Source organism: Methylobacterium indicum, assembly GCF_001043895.1.
Classification (GTDB): domain Bacteria; phylum Pseudomonadota; class Alphaproteobacteria; order Rhizobiales; family Beijerinckiaceae; genus Methylobacterium; species Methylobacterium indicum.
On record NZ_JTHF01000094.1, the window covers coordinates 1 to 11,994 of the forward strand.

11 protein-coding genes are annotated in these 11,994 nt (G+C 71.7%); 9 read left to right on the plus strand and 2 right to left on the minus strand.

Features of this window, described 5'->3' with window-relative positions; all coding sequences use genetic code 11:
• Together QR78_RS11490 and QR78_RS11495 are read left to right on the plus strand one after the other, a co-directional pair.
• On the plus strand, window positions 1-591 hold a 591-nt coding region (locus QR78_RS11490; RefSeq protein WP_048427656.1), incomplete at its 5' end, for an HAD-IA family hydrolase.
• A gap of 43 nt (window positions 592-634) precedes the next feature.
• Window positions 635-1,426: an ATP12 family chaperone protein gene (locus QR78_RS11495; protein ID WP_048427657.1), complete on the plus strand. Its 792-nt coding sequence runs from the start codon at window positions 635-637 to the stop codon at window positions 1,424-1,426.
• A gap of 62 nt (window positions 1,427-1,488) precedes the next feature.
• On the opposite strand, the gene QR78_RS11500 is transcribed toward QR78_RS11495, so the two are convergent.
• Together QR78_RS11500 and QR78_RS31890 are read right to left on the minus strand one after the other, a co-directional pair.
• On the minus strand, window positions 1,489-1,794 hold the full coding sequence (locus QR78_RS11500; protein WP_048427658.1) for a hypothetical protein: 306 nt from the start codon (window positions 1,792-1,794) through the stop codon (window positions 1,489-1,491).
• Window positions 1,795-1,886: 92 nt separating this feature from the next.
• On the minus strand, window positions 1,887-2,240 hold the full coding sequence (locus tag QR78_RS31890; RefSeq protein ID WP_125901367.1) for a hypothetical protein: 354 nt from the start codon (window positions 2,238-2,240) through the stop codon (window positions 1,887-1,889).
• Between the two features lie 450 nt (window positions 2,241-2,690).
• Here QR78_RS31890 and QR78_RS11510 point away from each other — a divergent pair, with 450 nt between their 5' ends.
• The 7 genes from QR78_RS11510 to QR78_RS11540 all read left to right on the plus strand — a co-directional run.
• The gene (locus QR78_RS11510; protein WP_048427659.1) at window positions 2,691-3,881 is read left to right on the plus strand and encodes an aminotransferase class V-fold PLP-dependent enzyme; all 1,191 of its coding nucleotides are present in this window, start codon (window positions 2,691-2,693) and stop codon (window positions 3,879-3,881) included.
• 198 nt (window positions 3,882-4,079) lie between these two features.
• A complete protein-coding gene (locus QR78_RS11515) occupies window positions 4,080-5,018 on the plus strand; it encodes a D-2-hydroxyacid dehydrogenase (RefSeq protein WP_048427660.1) in 939 nt (312 codons plus the stop codon).
• A 79-nt stretch (window positions 5,019-5,097) separates the two neighbouring features.
• Window positions 5,098-5,958: an NADP-dependent methylenetetrahydromethanopterin/methylenetetrahydrofolate dehydrogenase gene (locus QR78_RS11520; RefSeq protein WP_048427661.1), complete on the plus strand. Its 861-nt coding sequence runs from the start codon at window positions 5,098-5,100 to the stop codon at window positions 5,956-5,958.
• Entirely contained in the window at window positions 5,958-6,596 is a 639-nt protein-coding gene (gene fchA, locus QR78_RS11525; RefSeq protein ID WP_048427662.1) for a methenyltetrahydrofolate cyclohydrolase, read from the plus strand. The genes QR78_RS11520 and fchA overlap by 1 nt, the downstream gene beginning before the upstream one ends.
• A 255-nt stretch (window positions 6,597-6,851) precedes the next feature.
• Window positions 6,852-8,021: a malate--CoA ligase subunit beta gene (locus tag QR78_RS11530; protein ID WP_048427663.1), complete on the plus strand. Its 1,170-nt coding sequence runs from the start codon at window positions 6,852-6,854 to the stop codon at window positions 8,019-8,021.
• Window positions 8,022-8,140: 119 nt separating this feature from the next.
• Window positions 8,141-9,040 (plus strand): succinate--CoA ligase subunit alpha, encoded by a 900-nt coding sequence (gene sucD / locus QR78_RS11535; protein WP_048427664.1) that lies wholly within the window; start codon window positions 8,141-8,143, stop codon window positions 9,038-9,040.
• A gap of 285 nt (window positions 9,041-9,325) precedes the next feature.
• The coding region (locus QR78_RS11540; RefSeq protein ID WP_048427665.1) for a phosphoenolpyruvate carboxylase at window positions 9,326-11,994 on the plus strand (2,669 nt) is incomplete at its 3' end.

The following is an 11,994-nucleotide window of genomic DNA, read 5'->3' on the forward strand; positions in this document are numbered from 1 at the left end:
GAGGCCTTCGCGGCGGTCGGGCTGCCGGCGCCGAGCCGGACGCGGTCGCTCTCCGTGGTCGGGCTGTCGCTGCCGCAGGCCTTCACCGCCCTCGTCGGCGCCGACGGGCCGGTCGAGGCCCTGTCCGAGGCCTACAAGCAGAGTTTTGGCCGGCTGCGGGCGATGGCGGAGATCCGCGAGGCGCTGTTTCCCGGCGCCGCCGACCTGCTGGCGCGGCTCAACCGCGAGGCGGCGGTGCAGCTCGGCATCGCCACGGGAAAGTCGCGCCGCGGCGTCGACCACCTCGTGGCCGTGCATGGCTGGGAAGGCTGGTTCTCCACCGTGCAGACCGCCGACGACGCCCCCTCGAAGCCCCATCCGGCCATGCTCACCCAGGCGATGGCCGAGGCCGGGGCCGAGCCGTCCCGCACGGTGATGATCGGCGACACGAGCTACGACATGGCGATGGCCCGGGCCGCCGGCGTCACCGCCCTCGGGGTGACCTGGGGCTACCATACGCCGGACGCCCTGCACGAAGCCGGGGCGCACGGGGTGGTCGACAGCTTCTCCGCCCTCGACGAGGCCCTGCGCCGGCACATCGCCGCCGCGTGAGGCCGTCTCGCAACCACGACCGACAGCTCCTATCTCTGGCGACATGACGAACGACGACGTGACCCGCGACTGGCTCGGCGACCCGGACGCATCCCCCGATCCGGTGCGCGCCGCCCGCCAGGCCGGCAAGCCGGCTTTGCCGAAGCGCTTCTACAAGGAAGCGGGAATCGCCGAGGCCGAGGACGGCTTCCGCCTCGTCCTCGACGGCCGCCCGGCCCACAGCCCGGCCCGGCGCCGCATCGCCGTGCGGCAGCGGGCGCTGGCGGAGGCCCTGGCCGAGGAATGGGGAGCGCAGGAGGAGGTCATCGATCCGACCCGGATGCCGCTGACCCGCCTCGTCAACTCGGCGATCGACGGCGTGGCCGACCGGCGCGAGGCGGTGATCGACGACCTCGCCGCCTATGCGGGCACCGATCTCCTGGTCTACCGGGCCGGCGACCCGGCCCGCCTCGTCGCCGCCCAGGCCGCAGCCTGGGACCCAGTGCTCGACTGGGCGCACGAGACCCTGGGCGCCCGCTTCGTGCTGAGCGAGGGCGTGATGCACGTCACCCAGCCCGAAACCTCGCTCCAGGCCCTGCGCCGCGGCATCGAGGCGGTGGAGAGCCCGACCGCACTGGCGGGCCTGCATTCCATGACGACCCTGACCGGCTCGGTGCTGATCGCGCTCGCCGTCCTGCACGGACGCCTGACGCCGGAGGAGGGCTGGAGTGCCGCCCATGTCGACGAGACGTTCCAGGCCGAGGTCTGGGGACGCGACGAGGAGGCGGAGGCGCGCCTTGCCGGCCGGCGGCGCGAGTTCGAGGCGGCGGCGCGGGTCGCCGCGCTGAGCGCGTGATGGTCTGACCGGGGCCGAGGCCCCGGTGTCTGGTCGGTTACGCCTTCGGTTACTTCCGGCGGTTACTTCCGGACCGAGCCGGTGGCGATGTCGGCGTTCGGGTCCATCGCCTGCGGCACCGACGGGGTGAAGGCGACGAGGCCGCTGGTGTCGATGCCGCGCACGTTCACCTCGGCGCCGGGCGCCAGGCTGGGCAGGGCGGCGAAAAGCGGCATGCCCGCCGGCACGCTGGCGGAGAAGGTCGGCACGTCGAGGGCCGGGATGCCGGCCTCTGCGAGGGTGGCGCCCTCGGCGTGGGCCGCGAGCGAACCGGCCGAGAGGGAGCCGGCCATGACGAGGCCGGCGGCGATGACGGTCTTGAGGCTCATCTGCGCGTCTCCTGTGCTCGGGAGATCATGCCGTGCGGCAGATCTGCCAAGGTGTGTCTTGACGAGACAATGCGCGAGAGCGCCGGAAGTTCTCAGACCGCGCGTGCGATGACCCGCCGGCGCGGCGGCGGCGAGACCGCGGCCGGGAGCTGGTGGAACAGGTGGAAGCCGCAGGTCTCGGCGCCGTGCTCGGCCATCTCGGCACGGAAGCCCGGCGGCGGCTCGGACGCGGCGCAGACGCTCCCCGCATAGCTCCAGGCGCCGCCGGCGAGGAAGGCCGGCACCGGGAAGTCGTTCGGCACCGCGCAGACCAGATCCGGCTCCTCGATGCGGCGAAACAGGTTGTAGATCGGCCGGCGCCGCGGGCGGCGCGGCAGGGCGTGCAGGAACCCGCCCCGGGAGATCTCGACACCGGAGAACCCGGCCCGTTTCCGTCTCGTCGTCATCGGTGCTCCCCGGTTCTCGATGTGGCGCGCGTCGCTGCCGCGTCCCGGATCTTCCATAGCTGCCGCCTCACGACACGCCGATTACATACGATAAACGCCGGTCTTCGACGCGGAGGTACTACCGAATTGGTCATGCTCCGAGAATGCTGCAATGCAACAAGACGAAGCCGGCTACCACTTTAGGCCAAAGCGTGGATGGCTTTCCTTCGTCTTTTCAAAATTTTAAATACCCGCTCAAGTTTTTTCAGTTTTCCTTGCGGCGGGGGCATCCCCATAGTCGCCCTCGACACGGCGACCCGGGCCGGTCGGCGGCGCGCCGCTGCATCCCCCCCCGGGTCCGGTCGTCCAAATATCGCGCCCGCCACCCCCCGGTGGCCGCGGCGCGGGAACCGAGTTCACGAGGCCGGACGAAGGGTCCCGGCTCGAAGCCCGCAGGGCTGGAGGAGACACATGGCTGGATCGAGACGCCCGGGGCGCAACTTCCTCTTCGTTCCGGGGCCGACCAACATCCCCGATCGCGTGCAGCGCGCGATGATCGTGCCGTCCGAGGACCACCGCTCGTCGTCCTTCCCCGAGCTGACCCTGCCGCTGTTCGAGGAGACGAAGAAGATCTTCAAGTCCCGCGAGGGCCAGATCTTCCTCTTCCCGGCGACCGGCACCGGCGCCTGGGAAGCGGCGCTCACCAACACCCTCTCCCCCGGCGACCGGGTGCTGGCGCCGCGCTACGGCCAGTTCAGCACGCTGTGGATCGACCTCGCCCGCCGGGTCGGCCTCGAGGTCGAGGTCCAGGAGGAGGAGTGGGGCACCGGCGCCAACCCGGACCGCATCGAGGAAGCCCTGCGGGCCGACCGCGAGCACCGGATCAAGGCGGTCCTGGTCGTCCACAACGAGACCACCACCGGCGTCACCTCCGACATCGGCGCGGTGCGCAAGGCGATCGACGCGGCGGGCCACCCGGCGATGCTGTTCGTCGACGGCGTCTCGGCGATCGGCAGCATCGACTTCCGGGCCGAGGAATGGCGGGTCGATTGCGCCATCACCGGCTCGCAGAAGGGCCTGATGCTGCCCGCCGGGCTGGGCATCGTCTGTGCCAGCAAGCGGGCGCTCGAGGCCTCCAAGACCGCCGAGTGCCGGCGCGTGTTCTTCGATTTCGGCGACCAGGCCAAGGCCAACGCCACCGGCTACTTCCCCTACACGCCGGCCCTGCCGATGCTCTACGGCCTGCGCGAGGCGCTGGCTTGCGTCGAGGACGAGGGACTGGAGAACGTCTTCGCCCGCCATCGCCGGCTGGCCGACAGCGCCCGCGCCGCCGTCAAGGCCTGGGGCCTGACGCTCTGCGCCAAGGAGGAGAAGTGGTACTCCGACACGGTGAGCGCCGTGATGGTGCCCGACGGCGTCAACGGGGCCGAAGTGATCGACATCGCCTACAAGCGCTACAACCTCGCCCTCGGGGCCGGCCTGTCGCAGGTGGCGGGCAAGCTCTTCCGCATCGGCCATATCGGTGACCTCAACGAGCTGATGCTGATGGGCGCCCTCGCCGGCGTCGAGATGGCGATGCTGGATGCGGGCATCCGGATCGAGCCGGGCAGCGGCGTCGCGGCGGCCCAAAAGTCGCTCCGCGGGAGCCAGGAGGCGCGCTGACGGCGCCCCGTCCCGGCGCGCGGGTCTCTCCGGCTCCTCCCTCCGTCGCGGGGAAGGAGCCGGGAGGCGGGGGAAATCCCCGCCTCGATCCGAGATCCGCTGCCGGGAGCCGCTGCCAGGACCCCACCCGCCATGCCATTGTCCCGCGCCATGCCCCACCGGAAGCCTGACCACCAGGCCGGGGCGCCGGAGATCCCCATGTCCCACCGCATCGTCTTCCTCGACCGCGAGACCCTGGACGCCGAGCTGCGGCGCCCGAGCTTCCCGCACGATTACGCCGAGTACCCGGTGACCGCGCCGGACGAGATCGTCGAGCGGCTCGCGGGCGCCCAGATCGCCATCCTCAACAAGGTGCCGATGCGCGAGGCGACCCTGCGCCAGTTGCCGGACCTGAAGCTGATCGCGGTCGCGGCGACCGGCACCGACGTGATCGACAAGGCCGCCGCCAAGGCGCAGGGCATCACGGTCGTCAACATCCGCAACTACGCCTTCAACACCGTGCCGGAGCACGTGATCGCGCTGATCTTCGCGCTGCGCCGCGCGATCGTGCCCTACGCCAACTCGGTGCGGCGCGGCGACTGGGGCCGGGCGCGCCACTTCTGCTACTTCGACTACCCGATCCGCGACGTCGCCGGCTCGACGCTGGGCATCGTCGGCTACGGGGCGCTCGGCAAGTCGATCGGCAAGCGGGCGGAGGCGCTCGGCATGCGGGTGCTGGCCTACGACGTGATGCCCCAGGACGGCCTCGTCGACCTCGACACGATCCTGCGCGAGAGCGACGTGATCACGCTGCACGCGCCGCTGACGCCGGAGACCCGCAACATGATCGGGCGGGACGAGCTGGCGCGGATGAAGCGCGACGCGATCCTGATCAACACCGCCCGCGGCGGCCTCGTCGACGAGGCGGCGCTCGCCGAGGCCCTTACCGCCGGCACGATCGGCGGGGCCGGGTTCGACGTGCTGACGAGCGAGCCGCCGCGGGACGACAACCCGCTGCTTGCCCTCGACGTCCCGAACCTCATCATCACCCCCCACGTCGCCTGGGCGAGCCAGCAGGCGATGCAGATCCTCGCCGACCAGCTCGTCGACAACATCGAGGCCTTCGTGGCCGGCCGGCCGCAGAACGTGGTGGAGTAGGGCGGGCGCGAGCGCTAACCCCCACACCGTACGCAACCCCCCGCGCCGGCCCCGAGCGCCCGCGGCGGAAAGGACGACGATGAAGAAGCTCCTGTTCCAGTTCGATACCGACCCGATGCCCAGCGTGTTCGACGTGGTGGTGGGCTACGACGGCGGCGCCGACATCATCACCGGCTATCCCAACGTGACGCCCGAGAACGTCGGGGCGCTGGTCGACGGCACGATCTACACCCGCGGCGGCGCGGAGAAGAAATCGACCGCGATCTTCGTCGGCGGCGGCAGCATGGCGGCCGGCGAGGCGGTGTTCAAGGCGGTGCGCAAGCGCTTCTTCGGCCCGTTCCGCGTCTCCTGCATGCTCGATTCGAACGGGTCGAACACCACGGCGGCGGCCGGCGTGGCGCTGGTCGCCAAGGCGGCGGGCTCGCTCCAGGGCAAGCGCGCCCTGGTGCTGGCCGGCACCGGCCCGGTCGGGATGCGCTCGGCGGCCCTGCTCGCCAAGGAAGGCGCCACCGTGACCCTCGCCGGGCGCCAGCTCGCCAAGGCGCAGGAAGCCGCCAAAGCGATCGAGACGCGCTTCAAGGTCGAGATCCGGGCGATCGAGACCCCGGACGCAGAGACCCGCGGCCGGGCGCTGGCGGAGGCCGACGTCGCCTTCGCGGCCGGCGCGATCGGCCTCGAACTCGCCTCCGAGGCGCAGTGGAGCGAGGCGAAGGATCTCGGCTTCATCGCCGACTACAACGCCCAGCCGCCGCTCGGCTTTGCCGGCATCGAGGCCACCGACAAGGGCAAGGAGCGCCACGGCAAGGTGGTGTTCGGGGCGCTGGGCATCGGCGGCCTGAAGCTCAAGCTGCACCGCGCCTGCATCGCCCGGCTGTTCGAGAGCAGCGAACTGGTCCTCGACGCGGAAGAGATCTACGCGCTCGCGAAAGAGATGGCGTGATGACGGACGCACCCGCTTCCGAGGACACGATCCGCGGCTTCCTCGACGCGCTGGCGAGCGAGCGGCCGACGCCGGGCGGCGGCGGCGCGGCGGCGATCTCCGGCGCCATGGGGGCGGCGCTGGTCTCGATGGTCTGCAACCTCACCATCGGCAAGAAGAAGTATGCCGAGGTCGAGGCCGAGATGATCGCGACCCGCGACCGGGCGGAAGGCCTGCGGGCCCAGCTCACCGGCATGATCGCCGAGGACGTGAGCGCCTTCAACGCGGTGATGGGCGCCTACGCCCTGCCGAAGGCGACCGACGAGGACAAGGCGGCCCGGGCCGCCGCGATCCAGGATGCCCTGCGGCTCGCCACCGACGTGCCGCTGGCCTGCGCCCGGACCTGCCGGGCGGTGATCGACCTCTGCGAGGGCGTCGCCGAGCGCGGCAACCTCAACGTGGTCAGCGATGCGGGCGTCGCGGTGCTGGCCGCCCAGGCCGGCCTGCGCAGCGCCGCCCTCAACGTCTACGTCAACGCCAAGGCGATCGAGGACCGGACCTTCGCGGAGGGACGCCTCGCCGACCTGGCCCGGGCCCTCGACGGCGCCGACGCCCTCACCGAGCGGGTCTACGGCCTGGTGAAGGCCAAGCTGACCTGAGCCGAACCGGCCCGGCGCCGCCGGGCCGGACAGGACGATCCGGGCCCGGCCTTGCGCCGGACAGCCGATCCAAGTCCAGCCTCGTTCTGGACGAGACGTTCCAGGTCCAAAAGAAGCCCCGGACCTGATGACCGAAGACCGGCGAACCGCCGGGCGAGACGAACCGAAGCAACGCACCGGGCTGTCGAGCCGGACGCGAGGAACCTCCTCGCGCCCGGGACGGGGAGCCTTTGCCCTAAAACCCAGGAGGACGCCATGGACGTGCACGAGTACCAGGCCAAGGAACTGCTCGCGAGCTTCGGCGTGCCGATCCCGAAGGGCGCCGTGGCCTTCAGCCCCGACCAGGCGGTCTACGCCGCGACCGAGATGGGCGGCGGGCACTGGGCCGTGAAGGCGCAGATCCATGCCGGCGCCCGCGGCAAGGCCGGCGGCATCCGCCTGTGCCGCTCGACCCACGAGGTCCGCGAGGCCGCCAACGACCTGCTGGGGCGCCGCCTCGTCACTCACCAGACCGGCCCCGAGGGCAAGCCGGTGCAGCGCGTCTACATCGAATGCGCCGACGCCTTCGAGCGCGAGCTCTATCTCGGCATCGTGCTCGACCGGAAGGTCGAGCGGGTGCGGGTCGTGGCCTCGAAGTCCGGCGGCATGGACATCGAGGAGATCGCCGCGACCGATCCCGAGGCGCTGCTCCAGGTGGTGGTCGAGCCGGCGGTCGGCCTCCAGGCCTTCGAGGCGCGCGAGCTCGCCTTCCAGCTCGGCCTGACCGTCAAGCAGGTCGGCGCCGCCGTGAAGACGATCATGAGCGCCTACCGGGCGTTCCGCGATTGCGACGCCACGATGCTGGAGGTCAACCCGCTCGTCGTCACCCGGGACGACCGGGTCCTGGCGCTCGACGCCAAGATGTCGTTCGACGACAACGCGATGTTCCGCCGCCGCGCCATCGCGGACATGCACGATCCCTCGCAGAGCGACCCGCGCGAGGCCCAGGCCGCCGAGCACAACCTGAGCTATATTGGCCTCGACGGCGAGATCGGCTGCATCGTCAACGGCGCCGGCCTCGCCATGGCGACCATGGACATGATCAAGCACGCGGGCGGCGAGCCGGCGAACTTCCTCGACGTCGGCGGCGGCGCCTCGCCGCAGCGGGTCGCGACCGCCTTCCGCCTCGTCCTCTCCGACCAGAACGTCCGGGCGATCCTCGTCAACATCTTCGCGGGCATCAACCGCTGCGACTGGATCGCCGAGGGCGTGGTCCAGGCGGCCCGCGAGGTGAAGATCGGGGTGCCGCTGGTGGTGCGGCTCGCCGGCACCAACGTCGAGGCCGGCAAGGCGATCCTGGAGAAGAGCGGGCTCGACCTCATCACCGCCGACACCCTGACCGAGGCCGCCGAGAAGGCCGTCGCCGCCGTCCGCGCGGCGCACTGAGCCGGTGGCCGGACGCGCGCGTCCGGCCCCTGTCCCACGGCCCCGCGCGGCACCCGAGCGAACCTGAAATCCGCGTCGCGAGGCAATCCGCCGGATTTCGCACGAGGAGGAATTTCCCGATGAGCATCCTGATCGACGAGAAGACCCCGATCCTGGTCCAGGGCATCACCGGCGACAAGGGCAGCTTCCACGCCCGCGAGATGGTCGAGTACGGCTCCCGGGTCGTGGCCGGCGTCACCCCGGGCAAGGGCGGGCGCAGCGAGCACGGCGTGCCGGTCTTCGACACGGTGCGCCAGGCGGTGCGCGAGACCGGCGCCGAGGCCAGCATCACCTTCGTGGCCCCGCCCTTCGCGGCGGATGCCATCATGGAGGCGGCCGATGCCGGCATCCGGCTGATCTGCTCGATCACCGACGGCATCCCGGCCCAGGACATGATGCGGGTGAAGCGCTACCTGCGCCGCTACCCGAAGGAGCGCCGCCCGATGGTGGTCGGCCCGAACTGCGCCGGCATCATCTCCCCCGGCAAGTCGATGCTCGGCATCATGCCCGGCCACATCTACCTCAAGGGCAATATCGGGGTGATCTCGCGCTCCGGCACCCTCGGCTACGAGGCGGCCGCGCAGATGAAGGCGGTGGGACTGGGCATCTCGACCTCGGTCGGCATCGGCGGCGACCCGATCAACGGCTCGTCGTTCCTCGATCACCTCGCGCTGTTCGAGGAGGATCCCGACACCGAGGCGGTGCTGATGATCGGCGAGATCGGCGGCCCGCAGGAGGCCGAGGCCGCGGCCTGGATCCAGAAGAACATGTCGAAGCCCGTCGTCGGCTTCGTCGCCGGGCTCACCGCCCCGAAGGGCCGCCGCATGGGCCATGCCGGCGCGATCATCTCGGCGGCCGGCGACAGCGCCGCCGAGAAGGCCGAGATCATGCGCTCCTACGGCCTCACCGTCGCCCCGAGCCCCGGCGCCTTCGGCTCCACCATGGCCGAGGTGATGGCGACCCGGCGCAAGGCGGCGTGAGCCGACACGACGCGCGGCTCGTGCGCATCCCCCCTCTCCCCGCGGGCGGGGAGAGGGCTTCACCCCCCTCGTCGGGGGTGAAGCAAGCGGAGGCGAAGCCGGAGCGAGGGTGAGGGGGTCTCGACCAGTGAGACTCATCCGGAAATACCCCCTCACCCTCGCCCTTCGGGCTTGCTGCTGACCCGGCAAGGGATCAGCAGCTCTCTCCCCGCCCGGCGGGGAGAGGAGGAAGCCGGCGCCATACTTTGAATACCTCCTCCCTCGACCCCCACCGGGGAGCTCCCGATGATCCACACTCCCGTTCCCGACACGCCCTTCGCCCCGCCGCTGATCACCGGCACCGACGACCGGGTGGCGCTCGACGTGCTCTTCCGCTCGCTGGTGGATGTCTGCCGGCGCCACCAGCCGGAGCTGGAGGCGGTCCTGCGCGGGCAGGCGGACATCGCCGGGCTGACGCCGGAGCTGACGGCCCGGGCGCTGCAGGTGCAGGGCATCTGGTTCCAGCTCATCGCCATCGCGGAACAGAACACCGCGATGCGCCGGCGCCGCCACGTCGAGCGCAATGCCGGCCGCGACCGGCTCAAGAATTCCTTCAGCGCGGTGCTGGCCCGCGCCGCCGCCCAGGGCGTGCCGCCCGAGACCGTGCACGGGGTGCTGTCGTCGCTGCGCGTGCGCCCGACCCTGACGGCGCATCCGACCGAGGCCAAGCGCGTCACGGTGCTGGAAAAATTCCGGCGCATCTACCTGATCCTGAAGGAGCTGGAGATGCCGCGCTGGACCGAGCGCGAGCGCCACGCCCTGATGGACGACCTGCGCGACCAGGTCGAGCTCGTCTGGATGACCGGCGAGCTGCACCTCGAGAAGCCGACCGTCGACCGCGAGGTGGCCTGGGGCCTGCACTTCTTCGACGAGACCCTGTTCGAGATGCTGCCCGAGACCCTGGGCTCGCTGGAGGAGGCCTTCGCGGCCTCCTATCCGGGCGCCCGGTTCGAGGTGCCGGCCTTCTTCCAGTTCGGCTCGTGGATCGGCGGCGACCGGGACGGCAACCCCTTCGTCACCGCCGAGGTGACCCGGCGCACGCTGCGGCGCAACGCGCTGGCGAGCCTGCGGCGCTACCACGACGGCATCACGGCGCTCGCCCGCACCCTCTCGATCAGCGCCCGCTCCCTGCCGGTGCCCGAGGCCTTCGCGGCCGCGCTCGCCGAGCAGCTCGCCCGCCAGCCGGACGGCGAGGCGATCGCCCGGCGCAACCCGGGCGAGCCCTACCGCCAGTTCCTCACCTGCCTGAGCCGACGCCTCGCGGCGACGGTCGCCGGGCTGGAGGGCGAGCGCGGCGACGGGTCGGAGGGGCCGCAGGCGGCCGGCTACGCCGACGCCGACGAGCTGATCGGCGACCTGCGCGCCCTGGAGGACGGCCTGTCGGAGGCGCATTGCGCGTCGCTGGCCCGGAACATGGTGCGGCCGGTCCGCCGGATGGTCGAGATCTTCCGCTTCTCGACCGTGCGGCTCGACATCCGCGAAAATACCACCCGCACCACCCGGGCGCTGCAGGCGCTGTGGCAGCGCCAGCACGGCGAGGGGGCGGGCGATCCGCCGGACGTCGATTCGCCGGCCTGGATGACCTGGCTCGAAGCCGAACTCGCCCGTCCCCTCGACGGCCTGCCCGACCTCGACGGCCTGCCCGAGGAGGCGCGCGAGACGCTGGCCACCTTCCGGCTGGTGGCCGAGATGCGCGGCAGCCTCGACCGCGAGGCCTTCGGCGCCTTCGTCCTGTCGATGACCCATTCGGTGCCTGACATCCTGGGCGTCTACCTGCTTGCCAAGACCGCCGGGGTCTTCCTCGACGCGGCCGGCGTCGAGGTCTGCCCGCTGCCGATCGTGCCGCTGTTCGAGACCATCGACGACCTGCGCGCGGCCCCCGCGATCATGCGGGCGCTCCTCAAGGTGCCGGTCGTGCGCCGCTCCGCCCGCCAGCAGGGCGGGGTGCAGGAGGTGATGATCGGCTACTCGGACTCGAACAAGGACGGCGGCTTCGTCGCCTCGAACTGGGAGCTAGCCAAGGCCCAGGGCAAGCTGACCCAGGTCGGCGAGCAGGCCGGCCTTTCCATCGCGTTCTTTCACGGCCGCGGCGGCTCGGTCAGCCGCGGCGGCGCCCCCACCGCCCGGGCCATCGCGGCCCAGCCGGCGGGCTCGATCCGGGGCCGCTTCCGCACCACCGAGCAGGGCGAGGTGGTGTCGTTCAAGTACGCCAACCGCGGCACCGCCGCCTACCAGATGGAACTGCTCGCCTCGGCGGTGCTCGACCACGTCCTCGACGGCGCGGCGCCGCGCTCCGGCGCGGCCCAGGCGGCGGGGGCCGAGTTCGACGATGCCCTGGAGGCGTTCTCCGGCGCCTCGCGGGCGGCCTATGCCCGGCTGATCACACACCCGGATCTCGTGACCTATTTCGGGGCCGCAAGCCCGCTCGACGAGATCGCGCTCCTCAACATCGGCTCGCGGCCGGCCCGGCGCTTCGGCGCCCGGAGCCTGGCCGACCTGCGGGCGATCCCGTGGGTCTTCGCCTGGAGCCAGAACCGGCACGGCATCACCGGCTGGTACGGGGTCGGCAGCGGCCTCAAGAGCCTGCTCGACGTGCGCGGGGAGGGCGGCCGGGCGCTGCTGCGGCGGATGTTCGAGGACTCGCCGCTCTTCCGCCTGATCGTCGACGAGGTCGAAAAAACCCTGCTCACCGTCGATCTCGGCATCGCCCGCGACTTCGCCGGGCTCTGCCCGGACGAGGGCGCGCGCGAGACTATCTTCGCGATGATCGAGGCGGAGTACCGCCTCACCTGCGCCATGGTGCTGGAGGTGAGCGGCGCCGCGGGCCTCGCCGAGCGCTTCCCGCTCTATCGCGGCCGGCTCGCCGCACGGCTGCCGGTGCTCAACCAGGTCAGCCGCGAGCAGGTCGACCTGCT